Raw genomic sequence first — 19,360 nt, forward strand, 5'->3', positions numbered from 1 at the left:
TCTATAGACGTATCCGGTGGGGAGGGGTGGCCATGCGTACGTTCGGCGTAGAGGAAGAGTTGCTCATTGCCGATCCTGTGGACGGGATTCCGCTGGCCCTTGCCAACGGGATCCTCGAGACCACAGGACCGGATGACGGGCCCTCGCTCAAATCGGAGTTCAAACAGGAGCAGATTGAGGTGAACTCCCGCCCCTGTACCTCGGCCGTTCAGTTGCGCGAGGAGATCCACCTTGGCCGGGCGCTCGCGGATTCTGCCGCCCGGACCCTGGGCGCCCGCGTTGCGGCGCTGGCAACGCCGCCGGTATTCCATGCGACGCCCACCCTGGGAAACCAGCGGTACGCCACCATGGGAACGGAGTTCGGGCTGGTCTCCAGGGAGCAGCTCACCTGCGGCTTCCACGTGCATGTTGCCATCGAAAACCCCGAAGAAGGCGTAGCTGTCCTTGACCGCATGCGGCACTGGTTGCCCGTGCTGCTCGCCCTCAGCGCCAACTCCCCGTTCTGGATGGGCGTCGATACTGGGTTTGCCAGCTACCGGACCCAGATCTGGAACAGGTGGCCAACTGCCGGCCCCATGGACGTCTTCGGTTCCGAGCATGGTTACAGGTCCGTGCTGGAGGAGCTGCTCAAGACGGGCGTGCCTCTGGATGAGGGCATGATCTACTTCGACGCGCGGCTTTCGCGCGGACACCCGACTGTCGAGCTGCGGATCGCCGACGTGTGCCTTTACGCCGAGGATGCCCTGACCATTGCTGTCCTTGCGCGGGCCTTGGTAGAGACGTCGGCGAGGCAATGGCGCGAGGGGGTTCCGCCGTCGGGCGTTCTCACCAGCGTGCTGCGCATGGCCAACTGGCGCTCCAGCCGCTTTGGGGTTGAAAACCATTTGCTGCATCCTGCGGAACTGCGTCCGTACCCGGCAGCCGAAGTGCTCGAAGCGCTGCTGGCGCACGTCCACGAGGCGCTCGCGGACGCGGGCGACCTCGAACCCGCGCGCGCCGGAGTGTCGGCGATACTCCGGCGCGGAACGGGCGAGCGGCTACAGCGAAAGGCCTACGCCCGCGGGCTGCGGCTGGCCGACGTCGTCACGGAAGCGATTGATTCCACGCACCGGTACGGAGTGCCCGACGCCGGCCTCCTCACCGGGTGACCGACGGCCTCCACCGGATGCCCCGGCGGAAGCGGATCCCTAGCCCTGGTTAAAGCGGATCAGGTTCCCCGAGGGGTCGCGGAACGCGCAGTCGCGGGGACCCCACGGCTGGTCGATGGGCTCCTGCAGGACTTCCGCGCCGGATGCGCGGAGCTTCTCGAACGTGCCATCGAGGTCATCGGTGGTGAAGACCAGCATGGGCATGACGCCCTTGGTGAGGAGTTCCTGGATGGCATCGCCGTCGGCCTGGGAGCGGCCGGCATGCGGGGGCGAGAGGACCAGTTCCAAGTCGGGCTGCGCGTCGCTGCCAAGGGTCACCCAGCGCTGCCCGTCGGAGCCGACGTCGTTCCTGACCTGCAGGCCCAGCGCGTCACGGTAGAACGCCAGGGACTCGTCGATATCAGTGACAGTTACATGTGCGTACTTCAGGGAAATGTTCATGAGGCCCACGCTATTGCAGCGGTGAACGCCGTGCTTCTTCGATCCTGCTCAGCTTTTGAGGGCTGCTGCAGGCGGGTTCCTGGCCGGGCGTGTGTGCTGCTTTGCGATGCAGTTTGGCATGGCTTTCACGGCCTCGTGTTCCAGCGCGCGGTACTCGCTGGGCGGCATTCCCACGATTTCCGTGAAACGCGAGCTGAAGGAACCAAGGGACGTACAGCCCACCTCCATGCAGGCGTCGGTGACGGTGGCACCGGCGCGGAGGAGCGCCATGGCCCGCTCAATGCGCCGGGTCATGAGGTAGTTGTACGGCGATTCACCATAGGCGGCCTTGAACTGGCGCGAGAAGTGGGCCGGCGACATGAGGGCGCCGGCTGCCATGGTGGGAACGTCCAACGGCCGCGCGTACTCGCGATCGATGAAGTCGCGGGCCCGCCGCAAGTGGGCCAGGTTGGCCAGTTCCTGCGGAGTCATGCGGTCAGTCTACTAGGCTCATGCCCATGGATTCAGTGGTTTGGTCGAAGCCGGAAAACGAGCGCGCGGGTACGCCGTTGTTGGTGATGCTGCACGGTTACGGCACCAGCGAGGAACGGATGGCGGCACTCTTCCCGCACCTGCCGCAAGAGTTCACCTGCGTTGCCTTGCGCGGACCCAAAGTCATTGGCGACCACTACGGATGGTTCCTGCTGGACTACTTCCTTACCAATGACTTCGCGGACGTTATCTCCTCCACCAACAGGGTGTTCGACTGGATCAACACCGTCCGGAACAACCACAGCAGCGTCAGCCTCCTGGGGTATTCCCAAGGCATGGCCATGGCCAGCACGCTCCTGCGCCTGAAGCCGGAGCAATTCGTGGCCACGGTTGGGCTGTCCGGTTTCGTGCTGGACAACGACCTCCTGGCCCTCAGCGAGTCCTTCGACGCCCCGCCGCCCTTCTTCTGGGGCAGGGACAAGGCCGACCCCGTGATCAATGACGAAGCGATCGAACATACCGACGGCTGGCTCAACGCCAACACCGCCCTTACGGCCCGGACGTATCCCGGGATGGGGCACAGGATCGAGCCCGCTGAATTGGTGGATGTGGGCGCCTTCCTGCGGTATTACGTCCTCGGCCCCCGCTAAACCGGCCCAACTAGGTCGCATTTGTGCGCGTTTGGGACGCTCAAAACGCGTGTGGAGTCTCATGACTTAATAGACAGTTCTGTCTCATGACTTCGTAGACACTCTGTCTCAGGACATCGTGGACACTCTGTCTCAGGACATCGTGGACACTTAGCTTGCGGGTTTGCTGCTATGCATGAGCAAACCCCAACCGGACATCAAGATCCGGCATGCTGTGGCAACGTGGTCCGAGGATTCGCCCAGAGGCGCGGTTACTGCGTTCTGCAGGAAGCACAATGTCTCCCGGGCCTGGTTCTACCGGGTCCGGGCGGCGGCTGCCGAGGTGGGGCCGGTGAAGGCATTGGAGAAAAAGCCCACGATTCCAAGAACCATGCCGGCCCTGACCCCACAGGCGATGATCGAGTTGCTGCTCGGTACCCGGGCGGAACTGCAGGAGAGCGGGCAGGACCACGGTCCGCTTTCTGTCATCGCGAAGCTCTCACGACAAGGCTTCACACCGCCCTCGCGTGCCACCGTGGCCAGGATCTTTTCCCGGGCCGGTGTCGTGATGCCCGAACCGCGGAAGAAGCCTCGAAGCGCCTACAAAAGGTTCGTCTATCCGCAACCCAACGCGTGCTGGCAAATCGACTCGACCGAATGGCAGCTCGCCAGCGGCAAGAAGGTAGCCATCTTCCAACTCATCGATGATCATTCGCGTTTGGCGCTGGCTTCCCTGGTCGCACCCGGCGAAACCAGCGCCGCCGCAATCGCCGTCGTTACCCAGGCCATCGAACGCCACGGAGCACCGCAGAAGTTCCTTTCCGACAACGGCTCGGCACTGAATCCCACCCGCCGCGGCCGCACCGGGGCCCTCGTGGAGTTCCTCAAAGCCAAAGGCATCGAACCGATAACGGGCAAACCCTACAAACCCACCACCCAAGGCAAGAACGAACGCTTCCACCAAACCCTGCACCGATACCTGCACAGGCAACTCCCGGCCCCTTCAATGGCTGCCCTGCAACTGCAGGTCGACGCTTTCGATCTCTACTACAACAACGAACGCGAACATCAAGGCCTACCCGCGGGAACGACGCCCTATGAGGCCTGGAACGCCACCCCGAAAACGCCCCCGCCAACCGTTCCTGAGCAAGTCACGCCCGCAACGGACAGGCAAAGCGCGCACCGAACAGTGAACCGGAACGGGTCCGTGACGATCCTAGGAACCCACTTCAAAATGGGCAAAGAACACACCGGCACCACCGTGCACATCATCTACGACGACACCACCATCATGTTCTTCGGAGCACAAGGCACCGAGATCATCACTCACCCCAGACCTCCGCACGGAACCACCTACGTCGGCAACGGAAAACCCTCAGGAGTCGTCGCAGACCCACAAGGCACCCGCAAGAAACGAACAAAGTACCCGCCCCGCAGAGGCCGACAAACAAAGTCCCAAGACGAAGTGTCCACACAGTCGTGAGACAACAACCGTCCACGAAGTCATGAGACATGAAGTGTCTACAAGGTCATGAGACATGACAGACGCTCAAAACGCGCACGAATGCGACCTAGTTGGGTGAGGAGGTGGGGGATTGGACGTCACCAGCGACCTTGAATCAACCTTTCTGTGAGATTCGCGTCAGATTCGGGCATTCGCTCCCACAGTGTTGAATGACAAAATTGTAAGCGCTTACACTTTTGGCTGCGGTGGCCGACGGCGCCGCCCCGCAAAATGTTGCTCAAGCATGGAAAGGGTTGAGGCCGTGTTGCATGGTTAGGACTCACAGGGTGACCATCCAGGACGTGGCAGTCCTCTCCGGACTGTCCATCTGCACCGTCTCCCGGGCACTCCGGAATCTCCCCAACGTTTCGGAGAAGGCCCAACGGCAGGTGGCGGAAGCCGCCAGCAAGCTCGAATTCAAGGCCTCGGCCGCTGCTTCGCGGCTGGCCGGCGGCAGCACAGGATCCGTAGCCATCATTGCTCCCACCGCCACCACCTGGTTCTTTTCCCAGGCAGTGGAAGCAGCAGAAGAAGTATTCGGCGACAGCGGCTATGACACCATGCTGATCAGCCTCCGGAACAAGAAGACAGTGAAACAGCAGGTGTTCGGCCGGCTCGAGTCACTGGCGCAAAGAGTCGACGGCGTGCTGCTGCTTAATGTTGACCTGGACCCCTCCGAGGTGGAAGCCTTGGAAGCTTCGGGGCTGGCAGTGGCCAGCGTCGGCCTGCGGAATGTTCCGTGGGACAATGTTGGAATCGACGACGAACATGCGGCCTGGCAGGCAACGTCACACCTGCTGGAGCTGGGTCATTGGGACTTGGCGGTTCTCACGAATACCGAACCCGTCCTCAGCGACGTCGCTCCGGCACAGCCGGCAGGACGCGGACAACAGGCAACAACAGCGAGGTTCCGTGGTTTCAGCCGTGCCTTGGATGACCACCACCTCACCGTCCACCCGGACCTGGTGGTTGCCTGTGCTCCCGGCATAGACGACGGCCGGCGGGCCATGACCGAGCTCATTGCACGGGGTGCAAAGCCAACCGCGGTGTTCGCCCACTGCGACGAGGCGGCGTTCGGCGCGTTGATGGCGTTGCGCGAACACGGCTTCTCCGTGCCGAAGAACATGTCCGTGATCGGCATTGACGATCACCCCATGAGTTGGTTCCTTGGCCTGAGCACCGTGGCCCAGCCCGTTGCAGACCAAGGCGCCTTCGCGGCCAACCTGCTCTGCGAGCGACTTTTGAATACCGATACCCCCAACCAACCTGCAACCCACCTCCTCGACACCAAGCTCATCGAACGCAAGACCACGCGCCACCGGCGCTGAAACGGAAAACGCACATGACTGAACTTCGTACTGCCTGGACCGGCGCTTCGGCGCTGCTCTTCGACCTCGACGGCGTGCTGACGCCCACTGCCGTGGTGCACGAACAGGCGTGGCAGGAACTCTTCGACGGCTACCTTGCCGAGGCCGGCCACCCCGACGGCTACCGGGAGAGCGACTACTTCGACCACATTGACGGGAAGCCGCGCTTCGACGGCGTCAGGGACTTCCTGACCTCCCGCGGCATCACCCTGCCGGAGGGACCCGCAGACGACGCCCCCACGAATGAGACCGTGCAGGGCCTGGGCAACCGTAAGAACGCGATCTTCAACCAGATCGTGGATACGCGCGGCGTGGAGCCCTACCCAGGGTCGGTCAAATTCATCAATGCAGCACTGGAACTGGGCCTGAAGGTGGCGGTGGTTTCGTCCTCCCGCAACGCACCGGCAGTTTTGAAGGCCGCCGGGCTTGACCACCACTTCGAGGTGGTGGTTGACGGGCAGGTTGCCGCCGCCGTCGGGCTTCCCGGAAAGCCGGACCCCGCAACTTTCACCTATGCCGCCTCGCTGCTGGGTGTTCCCACGGAGGAATGCATCGTGGTGGAGGACGCCGTCTCCGGAGTGCAGGCCGGGAAGGCCGGGAACTTCATGTCGGTGATCGGCGTGGACCGCGGGGCGGGTCGGCAGACGCTGCTGGACGCTGGTGCCACTTTGGTGGTCGACGACCTCGATGATCTTCTCTAACCCTACTTTTTCGAAGGAATTCAACAGCCCATGGCACTGATCAGCTCCGACCGGCTGCGCTTCCCGTGTGAACCGTGGAAGCTCGTGGAAAACATCCACGTCCCCGGTGATGAAGGGACGCTGGAGACGCTTTTTGCGCTCGGCAACGGCCACTTGGGTGTGCGCGGCGCGCACTCCACGCGCGGGGACGGCGAACTCCCGGGTACGTTCATCAACGGGTTCCATGAGATTTGGGACATCAAGCACGCGGAGAACGCGTACGGCTTTGCCCGCACCGGCCAGCGCATCGTGTATGTCCCGGACGCCAACAACTTCACGGTGACAATCGACGGCGAAGCCCTGAGCCTGTCCGAATCCACAGTGCTGGACTACCACCGGAGCATCGACTTCTCCACGGGTGTCTACGAGGAATCAACCACGTGGGCCTGCCGCTCCGGCGCAGTGGTCACCACCGTGGAGCGGCGCGCGGTGGGGTTCGATTCCCGCGGCTGCCTCGGGCTTGAACTGTCCATAACTGCGGACCGTGACGTGTCCGCGGACATCACATCCGCCGTCGTGAACCGCCAGGACCAGCCCGTGGAGGACCATTCGGTCCACGATCCCCGGCGTTCCGGACGCCACGCCGGCCGCGTGCTCCTCCCCCTGCACCTGCACGGAGCCGATGGCTCGCTGCGCCTGGCGTGGGAGACTTCCGAGTCCCGGCAGCGCGTGGCCATGGCAGTGGACCACTGGATTTCCTCGCCCGAGCAGCCGTTCGAGACCGTCGTGGCCGAGGATGAGTCCTCGGTGCGTTACGTGCTGGCCATTACCGGCGGCGGGCCGTTCCGTTTGGAGAAGACGGTCAGTTACGTCGTGGCCGGTTCCGCGGACGACGCCGAAGACCGTGGCGAGAGCCTGGCCGCGGAAGCGGAAGCAAACCTGGTGCCGTTTTCTGACATCCTGGCCCAGAGCCAGGCCCACTACAACACGTACTGGACCACCGCGGATGTTGCGATCGGCGGACAACCTGAACTCCAGCAGGCAGTCCGTTGGGCACTGTTCCAGCTCTCCCAGGCCACGGCGCGTGCCGGTGTGGCAGGTATCCCGGCCAAGGGCGTCAGCGGTTCGGGTTACGAGGGCCACTACTTCTGGGACCAGGAGGTCTACCTCCTGCCCTACCTCACCTACACCAACCCGACCGGGGCCCGGAAAGTCCTTGAGTCGAGGCATGCCATGCTTCCCGACGCCCGTATCCGGGCCAAGGAGCTAAGCGTGGACGGAGCCCTTTTCCCGTGGCGGACCATCAACGGACTGGAAGCCAGCGCCTATTACGCCGCGGGAACGGCACAGTTCCACATTGCCGCCGCCATCGCTTTCGCGGCCAACCGCTATGAGTGGGCCAGCGGGGATGCGGCCTTCGAAGCCGAGGTGGGCGCGGACCTTCTCATCGAGACGGCCCGCATGTGGGCGTCGCTGGGCTTCTTCGGCAAGGACGGTTTGTTCCACATCCATGGCGTGACGGGCCCGGACGAGTACACGGCCGTGGTGAATGACAACCTCTACACAAACGTCATGGCGCGCTTCAACCTGCGTGCGGCAGCGGCGCTCGAGCATGAGGGTATTGCCGATACCGAGCGCCTGGTGTGGCGGCAGGCCGCGGAACGCATGTCACTGCCGTACGATCCACATCTGCAAGTCCACAGCCAGGACAACGACTTCATGACACTGGAGCCCTGGGACTGGAACACCCCCAAGTCCAAGTACCCGCTCCTGCTGAACTTCCACCCGTTGGTCATCTACCGCCACCAGGTCCTCAAGCAGGCCGATACGGTCCTGGCCATGTTCCTTCAGTGGCAGGACTTCTCCGCTGAGGAGAAGCAGCGGGCGTTCGACTTCTACGATCCCATCACTACGGGCGACTCCACCCTGTCCGCTTGCGTGCAGGGCATCATGGCGGCCGAGGTGGGTTACGGCGACGTGGCGCTGAAGCACTTCACGGAAGCGCTCTTCATCGACCTGGATAACTCCCACGGCAACACCATCGACGGCGTCCACATCGCGTCGACCGGTGGCATTTGGAGTTCGCTGGTGTGCGGTTTCGCGGGCATGCGGGACCAAGGCGAGGTGCTGCGCTTCGATCCGCGCCTGCCCACGGAATGGGACGGCCTGGCGTTCCGGCTCAAGGTCCAAGGGCGCCTGTTGTCCGTGGAACTGTCCCAGGGATCCATCGCGCTGACCTTGGTCCCCGGACCTGAGTACAGCCAGGAACCGTTGCCGGTCAACGTCCGCAACCAGGAAGTCCAGGTGGGCACGACGACGACGGTCACGGTACCGCTGGATGCGGTCCCCGTGCCGCCGCCGTCGATCTTCCCGAGTTCATTCCCGACGGCGGGACTCCCGATCGTGGGGCAGTAGCAGTCCCGCCGGGGCCGGCCGGGTGTGGTCCTCGATGAGGCCGCTGGCCGCGATTTCCCGTAGCGAATAGATCCCCTTGGCTGCGGAGTCCTTGTCATGGAAGCACATGGACAGGGCCAGTTCGATGCCGTCGGCGTCCACCAGGCGTACGCGACAGTCGCCGCCGGCGGCATCGATCAGTTCAAAATGTCCTGCCATCAGGCGGCGCTCCCCTCTCGCCGGTCCGGTGACTCCTGACGGGGCGGCGACTTCCGCGCGGCAGGGGACTCCCGCCGTGCAGTCGACTCCCGCCGTGCAGTCGACTCCCGCCTTGCTGTCGACTCCCGCCTTGCGGGGAGAGTCGGCGTTTCCGTGCGTGCGGCCCGCGGCCTGCCACTTGCGGGATGGGCCGCCATCGCGGCGTTCCTGCGGCGGTCGAGCTCCGATGAGATGAGCTCCAGCAGCGCTTTGGCAGGTTCGGAGAGATGGTGCGAGTCCGCCGAGCCCAATTGGTCGCAATGGACCAGGACGTGGCGGATGCGTTCCAATTCCCTCGTCGGGACCAGCGGCCAACGCCGGAATAGTTGGCGGACCGCGATGGCGCCAAGGAGCGCGTCGGGTTTGTTGGGCAGGTCGTGCGGCCTTGATGCTCCTCGTCGAGCAATGGGGGCCGCGAACGGCGCTACGCCATGCGAGTAGGTGGTTTTGACGGTGTTGGGGGCCATACGGACCTCCCCGAAACGTAGAGCGAAGGAAGCCGGCTGCGTGACTATGAAAAGTAGCTTACAGAATGTGAGTTATGTCATTCAATGATTACGAAAAAGTTAGTAAAACGAGTTTATAATACCCAGCTTACTGACTACTCGCCTTGCTGATTACTCGTCGAAATGTGCGCTGTTCGTCTGCGGCGTCCCGGCAACCCTGTCAACGATTGCCTGGGCGACGTCGCGCAGTTTGCGGTTCCCGTTGCCGGAAGCACGCCGGAGGATCAAAAAAGCTTCGTCGTGTGAGCACCGGTTCTGCGACATGATGATGCCGCACGCAAGGTCAATGACGGTCCTGCTCTGCATGGCCGCCTGGAGGTCGTCGCCGCGTTGGTTGGAGGCTGCCATCCGGACGGCAAGGTGGAGTGCCTTGCTGGACATCTTGACGAAGAGGACCGCGTCGGCGATCGCCTTGGTGGTGAAGACCCCGGGCTTGGGAGCGAAGAAGTTCAGGACCGCCCTGGAGTCGTCCCCCAGTTCCATGGGCACGCCCAGTGCGCTGGTGATGCCTTCGGCGAGCAGCTCCTGCGCGTACACGGGCCACCGCGGATCCTTGTGCGCGTCCTCCAGGACCTTCGGTTCGCCGGATTCCAGTGCATCCACGCACGGGCCCTCGCCAAGGCGTTGTTCGATCCGGTCAAGGATGATGGCGCGTTCGCTGTTGCCGCCGATGGTCGCTGTGCGCTTGCGGCGGCGCAGCGTCACGGCGCACTCGATGTCCACTCCGGTGGCGCGCCTCATCATGTCAGCTGAGAAGTTGGTCAGGCCATCCAGGAAATCCTTGATGTCTTCCGTGCCGGAGATAAGGTCCACCAGTTGCTCGAAGTCGTCGGACCTCTCTTGGTCACTCATGGCTCCAAATGTAGGAGCCTGCCCCTCACCTAACAAGCGAACTACCTTTCCTGCCCGCTGCGCACACGCGCAAGGGCTGTCATGGAACGGGTCCGCACAATGAACGCGGCTCCCAGGACGGCGGCTGCGGCTGCGGCTGCAGCTATGGCCGTCGGTGCGGACTCGGGAGAGTCCGCGCTCCTGCCTACAGTAATCCAAGCCAGCCCCCACGCGATGGCGGCTGCCAGTGCCAGCCGACCCTCACCTTTGACGGCCACAGCGATTCCGACGGCGGCCACCACCACCAGCACGGCGATGGACCAGACTTCCGGTCGCCAACCAAAGCCGGAGAAGCCGGCGGCCTTCAGGGCGGCGGCAATGTTCGCGCAGACGGCAACGCTCGCCCAGCCAAGGTACAGGCCGAGGGTTCCGTCAACCACCACGGCCTCCGGCACTGACGCGGGCCGCCGGGAAATGTAGCGCCGGAAAGCGACCACCAAAACCACAAGCAGGGCAACGATCACCAGCACGCTGACCGGCAGCCAACCCGCCTGGACCGACAGGATCCACGCGGCGTTCAGCAGCATGGAGCAAGCAACCACCCAGCCCAGGGACCGTTGGCGTGGATTGCTCTTCTGCGAAGGCAGCCACTGCCATGCCGTGTAAGCCACCAGCCCTGTGTAGATCACGGACCAGATGGAGAACGCAGGCGTGGCCGGCGCAAGCAACGTGGAGTCCGCGCTGAGGGCGCCGCCCGCCGCCTGGGCGATGGGAGTTCCGCCAAAAACTCCGACGCCGATCATGGAACCAACAATGCAAACAACCAGGCTCAGGGTCACAAAAACCTGGCGCGCAAGGTCATTCCGGGCCGTCGAATCGGTGGATTCTGAAATATTCACTCTGTCAGCCTCTTTCCTTCCGGCACGTGCAGGGACTTAGTATCAGATGCTAGGGAAACGAGCTTCAAGCTGATCGAAGGAAACACAGGATGGACGCGGACCACCACGCAAAGGGTTATTGGTACGGAAAAGACCCGGTGCAGAAGGAAAAGGCCGTGGACGTGCTGAACGCCCTGCGCGACTACAGGGTGTCCGAGCAAGCCATGCGGCGCCGGACGCGTTCATCCATGCTGATGGGCGAAAAGGACCTGCTGGCCCTGCGTTACCTCTTCGAGGCCGAGGCCGACGGTCGCGTAATGAAGCCGAAGGATCTGGGCGAGCGGCTCGGGATAACCTCGGCGTCCATGACCACCCTGATTGACCGCCTCGTGGAGTCCGGCCACATCCGCCGCGAACCGCATCCGACCGACCGGCGGGCACTGATCCTCCGGGCCACTCCGGCTTCGGACCAGGAAGTCCGGCATACCCTGGGCGGCATGCACCGCCGCATGATGGACGTGGCCAGCGCGCTGAGCCCGGAGGAAGCTGCCGTGGTGACGGCTTTCCTGCGGGATATGCGCCAAGCCCTGGACACAGTCGACGACGAGAACACAGTGGATGGCTGGAACACAGCGGATGGCGGGAACACAGCGGATGGCGGGGCCGGTCACGGTGAACCGGGTGCCGCAGCGGGGGATTCGCAGCCTTCATGACGTGAGGCTCCACTGGAGAATGAGGATCAGCGTCACCAGGAAACCCGAGCCGTAATTGAGCCAAATGAACCGCCGCCACGCCACATTGGTGCGCGCCGCCGTCGTATCCGTCACGTTCCACCAACGGGCACAATTGACGATGTAGGGGATGGCGATCAGGGCCGCCAGCGGCCCGGGCCAGGGGGTGGCCAGCATGGCAAGACCGGCAAGCAGCCACAGCACGACGGCGGTACGCACGGTTCGCCGGGCACCGAAGACTGTGGCGATCGAAGCGATATCTGCCTGCCGGTCCGGTTCAATATCCTGCACGGCGCCGAACGCGTGGGCGGCCATGCCCCACATAAAGAATGCTGCCAACAGGATGACCAAGCCGGGCGTGACCGTGGCTCCGGCGATAGCCAGCCCCACCACTGCCGGGCTCACAAAGTGCGTGCTGGACGTGATGGAATCCAGCACGGGGCGTTCCTTGAACCTCAGCCCCGCCGCCGAGTAGGCAACCACCGCGAAGGCGCTCACCAACAGCGGCAGCCACGAGGCCGGGCCGCCTGCGGCAGCGAGGACCACCAGGAACGGGACGTTGGTGACAGCCGCGAGCCACAGCATGGGCCGGTGCAGCCGCGGCGCAAGGAGGGCACCCTCGATTCCGCCTTTTCGTGGATTCTTCAGGTCCGAGGCGTAGTCGAAGACGTCGTTGATGCCGTACATGGCCAGGTTGTAGGGAACCAGGAAGTAGAACGTGCCCACTATCAGGACCCAATCGACCTCGCGGGTGGTTAGCAGCATGGCCGCGGCGAACGGGTACGCGGTGTTGATCCAGCTGATGGGCCGGGACGCGACGAAGGCCTGGGGGAGCAGCCCCGTGAGCCCGTCGGTGGAACCGGCTTTGGCGTCGGCGTGCGGCGTGGTGGGGTGGCCTCCGTCCAGTGTTCGCCTGCGGCGCGTCATCCAGGCCCACAAGCCGGGAAGAGCCAACACGCCGGCCAGCGGATAAGCGAAGTCTTCAACAGGCGCCAGCCCGATGCTTGCGCCAAGCAGGTGCTGGGAATCGTAGTGGAACAACTCCATGCCGATCATGACGGAGTCGAACACCGCCGTGAGCACGGCCAAAGCGGCGAAGGCGATACCCGTGGCCTGCCAATGCCGGCGGCCGGCACCCCGGGCAAACGCGACTCCTGCCACCGCGGCAGCAACCACGAAGGCGAGGGCGAGCCACAAGTACGTCATGCGTTCTCCCGTTCGCGCGCCGGCTTTCCGTGCGAAGAGCGTGCGGCTGCTGACGCGCCGCCCGTCCCTTTCCGGTCCGCCGCCCGCGCCAGGACCTCCCGCGCGCCCGTAAAGAGGACCATGGTGCACAGGATGAGGAAGAGGAGGAACACGGGCTCTTCAAGGGGAAGCTCGGGAGCAAGCAGGATGCCGGTGGCAATGGCACTTTCTCCACGCAGGAAAATCCCCAGCCCGATTCCAGCGATGTCCCAGGCCAGGAAGAACGCCAGCCCGACGGCGGTGACCACCGTTGCCGCTTTGGCGTCATGCCAAAAGAAGAGCCGGAAACGGTGGTCCAGCAGCAGCATGCAAACGATGCCGGCAAGAAGCGATGCCAGATAGATGACTCCCATCAGCCCACCTTGCCTGAAACCCAGGCAGGATGCTGCACCCGGGTTGGTCCGGGGCTGTGATCGCCGCGGATCCTCTTGAGGACCAGCTCGGCGCTGATGAGGCACATGGGGACACCGACGCCGGGAGCCGTGGTGGCACCGGCGTAGTAGAGGCCGTTGACCTTCTTGGACGAGTTCTGGGCCCGGAACATGGCGCTTTGGCCCAGTGTGTGGGCAGGGCCCAGCATGCCGCCGCGCCACGAGTTGTAGTCCCTGACGAAGTCGGCGGGCCCTATGGTGTGCCGGACCACGATGCGCTCGCGGAGATCCGGGATGCCCGCCCAGTCCGCGATTTGGTCAATCGCGGCATCAGCAATGCCCTCGATGAGTGCGTCTCCGCCCCCTTCTGCTCCGCCGGCGCCCAGCGAGGGATCGGCGGGAATGGGGACGAGCACAAAGAGATTCTCGTGGTCCTTCGGGGCGACGCCGGGGTCTGTTGCGCTGGGTTTGCACACATAGATGGAAGCGGGGTCCGGGACGCGGGAAGGCTTGCCGAAGATGGCCGAGAAGTTGGCCTCCCAGTCGCGGGTGAAGAACAGCGAGTGGTGGGGCAATTCAGGGAGGTTGCCCCGTACGCCCAGCATCACCAGGACAGCTCCCGGCCCGCTGGTGCGCCGCTGCCACCAGGCTCGGGGGTAGCTGCGGTCCGGGATGTCCAGCAGCTTGGTTTCCGTGTGGTGCAGGTCGGCTCCGGAGACCACGATGTCCGCGACGCTGAAGTGTTCGCCGCCCTCACTGTCGCGCCACTTGACGCCGGTAACCTCGCGGGTTTTCCGGACCCGGAGCGGGGCGGGCCTTTGGAAATGTCCGCGCGGGGTGAACCGCTCCCGGGACTTGGGTGGGGCCTCGCGCGTGGTGATCTGGAGGACCTGCGCTTCGGTCCGGATGCGTACCCCGGCTTTGAGGGCGAGTGCCTCAAGGCGTTCCACCAAGTGCCAAAAGCCACCCATGGGGTATTGGACGCCGTCACCGAGGTCCAAGGCGCTCATCAGGTGGTACATGGCGGGAGCATCGGCGGGGTTGGTGCCCAGGAAGACCGCGGGGTAGCCCAGCACCTGACGCAGCACGGGGTCCTGGAAGCGGTTTGCAATGAACTTCTCCAACGGCATGGCCAGCAACTTGGCCAGCTCGGGGAGGCTCCGCACCACCTCGGGCTGCATCAAGGCCTTCAGCCTGGTGAAGGGGTTGTAGAGGAAGAACCGCTCCGCCATGTCCGAGGTGTTCCGCGCGGAGGCCAGGTACGTTGCCAGCTGCTTGGAACTGCCGGGCTCCACGCGTTCGAAGGTTTCCATGACCTTGTCACTGCCCAACGGAACCGTCAGCGGGACCGGTCGGCCGCCGTCGTGCGGTTCGCTGAAGACGCGGTAGGCGGGGCTCAGCGTTCGCAGGTCAAGCTGTTCTTCGGTGCTGGTGCCCAGCAATTCGAAGAAATGGTCGAACACATTGGGCATCAGGTACCAGGAGGGGCCGGTATCGAAACGGAAACCGTCCCTCTCCAGGGTGCCTGCGCGGCCTCCGACGCGGGGGAGCCGTTCGAGGAGCTGGACCTCGTGTCCTTCGCGGGCGAGGAGGGTCGCTGTGGCAAGGCCGGCGATGCCGCCGCCCACTACTACGGTCCTGGTGCTGCAAGTCATGCGCGGGGCTCCAACCACGTGGCGGCGACTGCGCGGGCAGCCAGGCCGGCTTTGAAGACGTCCGGAACACGGACGCGGGATTCGTAGAGTTCGGCGATGGATGTCCGCTCGAGCCGGCGGGTGAGCGCGGCAAAGAGGGCCAGGGCGCTCCTGACGGCGGCACGGGCGTCATGCGGCAACAGCGGGATGACGGCGTTGGCATCCGCCAGTTGGGCGTGGATGGTGCTGATCCATTCCATCCGGTCCCGGTCCTCGAGATGGTCCGCCGTGCCCAGGTAGCTCCTGCCGAGCCGGGCGGTGTCGTCGGAGAGGTCGCGGAGGAAGTTGATGTTTTGGAAGGCGGCCCCGAGCCTTCCCGCGCCGTACTCCAGTGCGGCGGCATCGGCGTCGTCGATTCTTTGGCCCCGCATGAAAACGCGCAGGCACATCAGGCCCACCACTTCTGCCGAGCCGTAGACGTAGCCCTGGTGGGCTGCGGAGTCGAAGCGCAGAGGTGCAGCCGGGGCAGCATCCTGCCCGCCCAGGTCCGTGCGCATCGACGCGAAGAACGGATCCACGAGTGAAGCGTCGATGCCTGCCGCGCGGGCTGTCTGCGCGAAAGCGTGGATGATGAGGTCGCTGCTGTAGCCAAGCTCCAGCGCACGGTGTGTTTCGTCCACGAAGTGGTCGAGCGCTTCGCTCTGCTGCCGTCGGCTCAGGCCAGCCTCCGCGGTAACTCCGTCCACGAGTTCATCGGCCACCCGCACCAACGCGTAAATGTTGCGTACGTGCTGCCGGTGGCGCGGGCCCAGAAGGCGGGTGGCCAGCCCAAAGGAGGTCGAGTAGGCGGAAATCACCTGGTTGGCCGCACGCTCGGCCGTGCGGGTGAATTGCGTAAAGGAAGTGTCGACGTCGACGCTCATGATTGCCGTCCTTCAAGCTGTGCTGCCAGGTCCAGCAGGACGTTGCGGACCTTGTCCGGGATGGGGTTGGTTGTGTCGGCGAGGACGTCGTGGAACGCCCGCGTCTGTTGGTCGATATGGCCTTGGACGAACGTCTCCGCGCCGCATTCGGAGAGCTGGCGGCGGACATTCTCGCCGTCCTGGGTGCAGAGATCGGGCCGGCCGAACCATGGCTCGATCTCCGCCCATGCGCTGGTTTTCCGGGCGTAGGCGATGATGGCGGTTTGCTTGCCTTCGCGGAGGTCGGAAAAGGGATCCTTGCCGTGCCGGCGCGGATCCCCGAAGGTTGAAAGGAAGTCGTCCTGGAGCTGGAAGGCCAGGCCCAGATGCCGTCCCGCCGTCGCAAGCGCGGACTCCACGGAAGGTTCGACGCCGGCAAGGGTCGCCGCTGCCCGCAGCGGCAGCTCAAAGGTGTACGTTGCCGTCTTGTAGCCGCACATGGTGAGGATGGTTTCGAGCTCCGGTGCGATGATGCCGTCACCGAGTCCCACGTCCAGTTGCTCGCCCGCCACGGTTTCGTTGATGGTGTGTTCCAAGAGGTCCAGGAGCCGGATGCGCAGCGGGTGGGGAAGGTCCACGCGGGCGAAAGCCTGGTGGGTAGCGGCGAGAAGCATGTCGCCCATGAGGATGCCACCGGTTTGTGCCCAGTGCAGGGCGCTGTCCGGACGGCCGGCGTCGGGCCTTTGGTCCATCGGCGGCAGTTGGCCCGCCTCGGCAAGGAGGGCTCCCACCAGGTTCGGGCGGCCGCGGCGGACGAGGTCGCCGTCGATCACATCGTCGTGCAGCAGGAACGCGTAGTGCAGCAGCTCGATCGCGGCTGCAATGCTGATGGCTGTGCTGCGGTCCCGGGCGTGTTCGTCGAAAGCGTCATAGGTTTCCACGAGCAGCAGCGGCCGCACGAATTTTCCACCGAGAATGTTCTCGCCGGCAATGTCCCAGAGCCGGCTGAACTCCGGTCCGTAGGCCCGTGCCGAGTTGGAACGCGTAGATATGAGGCCTGTCAGTTCGCCTTCGATGGCGGAACAGAGGTGTGAGCGGGTTCGGACGACGTTCGCCATGAGCGTCATGCCCTCGCTCCGGCCTGGAGGGCCCCGGACTTTATGAGCTGGGGGAACTGCATGGCAAGCCACGGGCTGAATGCGGAAGCGGAGTGTTCCAGCGCCCCGGACAACAGGTCCGGCGTCACCCAGACCCAGTCCGCGACTTCCGTGGGGTTGGGCTTCAGTTCACCGTGTATAAGGGCTGTGTAGACGGGGCAGATCTCGTTCTCGACAATGCCAAAGGGGTCCACCGCCCTGTAGCGGAAGTCGGGGAGCGCCAACTCAATCCGCGTCACGTCGGTGCCCAGTTCGAAGCGGGCCCTACGCATCACGGCCTCTTCTTGTTCTTCTCCGGGCCCCGGGTGGCCGCAGAAACTGTTGGTCCAGATTCCGGGCCAGGCTTTCTTTTCCGGGGAGCGTCGCGTCAGCAGGACTTCACCCGCGTGGTTCATGAGGTAACAGGAGAAGGCCAGGTGGAGCGGGGTTTCGGTCGTGTGGACCTCGGACTTGCGTGCCTCGCCGATGTGCCGCCCGGCGTCGTCTAGAAGGACCACCATCTCTACTGTGTTCATTCCTGAGCCTTCCTTCAACGCCGATAATTGCTAGACAAGCTAGAAAGAAGACTACCATGTAGGCAGATAGGTGTAACATACCCATATGCTTAAAAGGGAAGAAGTTGACGGCCAGCCCTCTTCCCGTCTCTATAACCTGGATGCCAACGATCCGTTGCATGAGCTTGTGGACCGGGAGGGGCTTAGTGAGGACGATCTGAGGCAGATCAACGAGCTGATGGCTGCCATGGGCAGGCTCAGCGAGGCCGAACAACGGTTATCCGAAGCTTCGCTCAAGTACATGCGTCTGAACGCCTCCGACATGCGGGCACTGCACTACCTCATTGTTTGTGCCAACAGTAATGTGCTGGCGACGCCCGGCGCCATAGCTGCGCACCTCCACATATCGACGGCGTCCACCACCAAGTTGCTGGACCGCTTGGAGCGCGCCGGGCACATCACGCGGGAGCCGCACCCCTCCGACCGGCGAGCCTTGGCCATCTCCATCACCCCGGAAACGCATGCGGCTGCGATGCGGACGGTGGGGCGTCAACACGCGCGGAAGTTCATCGCAGCGGCGCGGTTGACCCCCGCCGAAAGGGAAGTCGTGATGCGGTTCCTGGATGACATGGCCAAGGAAATCTCCTTGGAGAACACCGCCTGGGAGTAGTACTTCTACCGCGGACTGCGGTTTGGATAAAGCGGCGTTGTCAGTAGATGAAAACCGGAAGCCAGTCCCGGTTATGGGCATGCACCAAGGCAAGGAACAGCACAAAGTCGAAGATCAGATGCACCGACACCACGTAGGTGAAGGACTTGGTCAACTTGAACGTGTAGCCCTGCAGCAGAGCGAAGGGGAAGGTCAGCAGCGGCCCCCAGGCCTGGTAGCCGATCTCCCACAGGAATGATGAGAACACCACGGCCTGCAGCAGGTTCGCCAGCCAGTCCGGAAAGTGCTGCCGCAACAGGGTGAATGTTGTGCAGATGAAGAACAGCTCGTCCCAGATTCCCACGGTGTTCACGCCAAGGAACAGCCGCCAGAAGATGGTGGGGTCCGAGGCGTCCGGCCAGTTCGTGTACACGCCCGTATTGATCAGGTAGGCGGGCAGGATGAAGTAGCCGAGCGCTACTACTCCCGCCAAGTAAAGTTTTGCTGCGAGCGGCCACTTCCGGCCTGTGTTGACGGGGAACCGGATGATTTTTTCCTGGTAGATGAAGCGCGAAACAAGCCAGGGGACCAGTACCGCCAAGGCCAAAGCGCCCCCCATCAGGGCCATGTGTTCCAGGCTGAGGTCCGCGTTGAGCGGGACGAGGCTGATGATCACCACGCCTGCCGCTACCAAGGCCAGATGCCGTAGAAGCTGACGATCAATGAACGCTGCCGTCACCAGGCTGAGGGCGAGCAGTGAATACCCCGCTGCGTCATCGCGGATGGCAAACAGCGGCACTGCGGAAGCGGAGAGAAGGGCCGCGGGCAGCAGCTTCCACGTGAGGGCTGTCCGCGGCACTTCAGTCGAAAGGTTCGTCACTACTCCAGCATGTCAGGACGATCACATTTCCGGCTGGATCAAAGTGATTGACATCTCAAGTTTATTTCCAATCTGGAACTACCGTACGAAATGCGCAAGAGCTGTACGGAATGCGTACGCAAAACGATGTGAATACTCCAAGAGGAACCGATAACGGTACTGGCAGAGAAGCCGCCGGGCACCGACCAGA

Annotated in this window: 20 protein-coding genes and 1 pseudogene; 8 read left to right on the plus strand and 13 right to left on the minus strand. The window is 63.8% G+C overall.

Features of this window, described 5'->3' with window-relative positions; all coding sequences use genetic code 11:
- The first annotated feature begins 32 nt into the window (after nucleotides 1-32).
- Nucleotides 33-1,148: a glutamate--cysteine ligase 2 gene (locus QN084_RS12220; RefSeq protein ID WP_069696048.1), complete on the plus strand. Its 1,116-nt coding sequence runs from the start codon at nucleotides 33-35 to the stop codon at nucleotides 1,146-1,148.
- Nucleotides 1,149-1,187: 39 nt separating this feature from the next.
- Here the strand turns inward: QN084_RS12220 and QN084_RS12225 are convergent, their stop codons facing one another.
- Nucleotides 1,188-1,589: a VOC family protein gene (locus QN084_RS12225; RefSeq protein WP_021471230.1), complete on the minus strand. Its 402-nt coding sequence runs from the start codon at nucleotides 1,587-1,589 to the stop codon at nucleotides 1,188-1,190.
- A gap of 48 nt (nucleotides 1,590-1,637) precedes the next feature.
- On the minus strand, nucleotides 1,638-2,060 hold the full coding sequence (locus tag QN084_RS12230) for a helix-turn-helix transcriptional regulator (protein WP_021471229.1): 423 nt from the start codon (nucleotides 2,058-2,060) through the stop codon (nucleotides 1,638-1,640).
- Nucleotides 2,061-2,086: 26 nt separating this feature from the next.
- On the opposite strand from QN084_RS12230, the gene QN084_RS12235 reads away from it, so the two are divergent.
- The 5 genes from QN084_RS12235 (at nucleotide 2,087) to QN084_RS12255 (ending at nucleotide 8,655) form a co-directional block, all read left to right on the plus strand.
- Nucleotides 2,087-2,710, plus strand: coding sequence for an alpha/beta hydrolase (locus tag QN084_RS12235; protein ID WP_031216152.1), 624 nt, complete (start codon nucleotides 2,087-2,089; stop codon nucleotides 2,708-2,710).
- Between the two features lie 175 nt (nucleotides 2,711-2,885).
- Entirely contained in the window at nucleotides 2,886-4,172 is a 1,287-nt protein-coding gene (locus QN084_RS12240) for a DDE-type integrase/transposase/recombinase (protein ID WP_062095146.1), read from the plus strand.
- Between the two features lie 308 nt (nucleotides 4,173-4,480).
- Nucleotides 4,481-5,521 carry a LacI family DNA-binding transcriptional regulator gene (locus tag QN084_RS12245; protein WP_285749994.1) on the plus strand — a complete coding sequence of 347 codons (1,041 nt, stop codon included), beginning with the start codon at nucleotides 4,481-4,483 and terminating at the stop codon, nucleotides 5,519-5,521.
- 14 nt (nucleotides 5,522-5,535) lie between these two features.
- Entirely contained in the window at nucleotides 5,536-6,261 is a 726-nt protein-coding gene (locus tag QN084_RS12250; RefSeq protein WP_069695560.1) for an HAD family hydrolase, read from the plus strand.
- A 30-nt stretch (nucleotides 6,262-6,291) separates the two neighbouring features.
- Nucleotides 6,292-8,655 (plus strand): glycoside hydrolase family 65 protein, encoded by a 2,364-nt coding sequence (locus QN084_RS12255; RefSeq protein ID WP_021471225.1) that lies wholly within the window; start codon nucleotides 6,292-6,294, stop codon nucleotides 8,653-8,655.
- Here QN084_RS12255 and QN084_RS12260 read toward each other — a convergent pair.
- From QN084_RS12260 to QN084_RS12275, 4 genes are all read right to left on the minus strand, one after another.
- Nucleotides 8,617-8,853, minus strand: a complete 237-nt coding sequence (locus QN084_RS12260; protein ID WP_021471224.1) for a YegP family protein — start codon at nucleotides 8,851-8,853, stop codon at nucleotides 8,617-8,619. The two genes, QN084_RS12255 and QN084_RS12260, sit on opposite strands and share 39 nt — an antisense overlap.
- Complete coding sequence (locus QN084_RS12265; protein ID WP_242703169.1) at nucleotides 8,853-9,359, minus strand: hypothetical protein; 507 nt, start codon at nucleotides 9,357-9,359, stop codon at nucleotides 8,853-8,855. Before QN084_RS12265 ends, QN084_RS12260 begins: the two co-directional genes overlap by 1 nt.
- 150 nt (nucleotides 9,360-9,509) lie before the next feature.
- Entirely contained in the window at nucleotides 9,510-10,250 is a 741-nt protein-coding gene (locus QN084_RS12270) for a GAF and ANTAR domain-containing protein (protein WP_069695561.1), read from the minus strand.
- A gap of 41 nt (nucleotides 10,251-10,291) precedes the next feature.
- Nucleotides 10,292-11,128: a TspO-related membrane protein gene (locus QN084_RS12275; RefSeq protein WP_502920602.1), complete on the minus strand. Its 837-nt coding sequence runs from the start codon at nucleotides 11,126-11,128 to the stop codon at nucleotides 10,292-10,294.
- An 89-nt stretch (nucleotides 11,129-11,217) separates the two neighbouring features.
- On the opposite strand from QN084_RS12275, the pseudogene QN084_RS12280 reads away from it, so the two are divergent.
- A pseudogene (locus QN084_RS12280) lies at nucleotides 11,218-11,715 on the plus strand (MarR family winged helix-turn-helix transcriptional regulator); the annotation flags it as partial.
- Between the two features lie 99 nt (nucleotides 11,716-11,814).
- Here QN084_RS12280 and QN084_RS12285 read toward each other — a convergent pair.
- From QN084_RS12285 to idi, 6 genes are read right to left on the minus strand one after another with little or no spacing between them, the layout of a single operon-like run.
- On the minus strand, nucleotides 11,815-13,044 hold the full coding sequence (locus tag QN084_RS12285; protein ID WP_069695562.1) for a prenyltransferase: 1,230 nt from the start codon (nucleotides 13,042-13,044) through the stop codon (nucleotides 11,815-11,817).
- Nucleotides 13,041-13,436 carry a lycopene cyclase domain-containing protein gene (locus tag QN084_RS12290; protein WP_021471219.1) on the minus strand — a complete coding sequence of 132 codons (396 nt, stop codon included), beginning with the start codon at nucleotides 13,434-13,436 and terminating at the stop codon, nucleotides 13,041-13,043. The genes QN084_RS12285 and QN084_RS12290 overlap by 4 nt, the downstream gene beginning before the upstream one ends.
- The gene (gene crtI, locus QN084_RS12295) at nucleotides 13,436-15,109 is read right to left on the minus strand and encodes a phytoene desaturase family protein (protein ID WP_069695563.1); all 1,674 of its coding nucleotides are present in this window, start codon (nucleotides 15,107-15,109) and stop codon (nucleotides 13,436-13,438) included. Before crtI ends, QN084_RS12290 begins: the two co-directional genes overlap by 1 nt.
- Nucleotides 15,106-16,011 (minus strand): phytoene/squalene synthase family protein, encoded by a 906-nt coding sequence (locus tag QN084_RS12300; protein ID WP_021471217.1) that lies wholly within the window; start codon nucleotides 16,009-16,011, stop codon nucleotides 15,106-15,108. The genes crtI and QN084_RS12300 overlap by 4 nt, the downstream gene beginning before the upstream one ends.
- A complete protein-coding gene (locus tag QN084_RS12305; RefSeq protein ID WP_069695564.1) occupies nucleotides 16,008-17,117 on the minus strand; it encodes a polyprenyl synthetase family protein in 1,110 nt (369 codons plus the stop codon). Before QN084_RS12305 ends, QN084_RS12300 begins: the two co-directional genes overlap by 4 nt.
- Nucleotides 17,114-17,662: an isopentenyl-diphosphate Delta-isomerase gene (gene idi / locus QN084_RS12310; protein WP_021471215.1), complete on the minus strand. Its 549-nt coding sequence runs from the start codon at nucleotides 17,660-17,662 to the stop codon at nucleotides 17,114-17,116. Before idi ends, QN084_RS12305 begins: the two co-directional genes overlap by 4 nt.
- A gap of 85 nt (nucleotides 17,663-17,747) precedes the next feature.
- Between idi and QN084_RS12315 the strand changes: the two genes are divergently transcribed.
- Nucleotides 17,748-18,311 (plus strand): MarR family winged helix-turn-helix transcriptional regulator, encoded by a 564-nt coding sequence (locus tag QN084_RS12315; protein WP_069695565.1) that lies wholly within the window; start codon nucleotides 17,748-17,750, stop codon nucleotides 18,309-18,311.
- 40 nt (nucleotides 18,312-18,351) lie between these two features.
- On the opposite strand, the gene QN084_RS12320 is transcribed toward QN084_RS12315, so the two are convergent.
- Nucleotides 18,352-19,170, minus strand: a complete 819-nt coding sequence (locus QN084_RS12320; protein WP_069695566.1) for a CPBP family intramembrane glutamic endopeptidase — start codon at nucleotides 19,168-19,170, stop codon at nucleotides 18,352-18,354.
- Nucleotides 19,171-19,360: the final 190 nt, after the last annotated feature.

This window comes from Paenarthrobacter sp. R1, assembly GCF_030264015.1.
Lineage (GTDB): Bacteria > Actinomycetota > Actinomycetes > Actinomycetales > Micrococcaceae > Arthrobacter > Arthrobacter ureafaciens.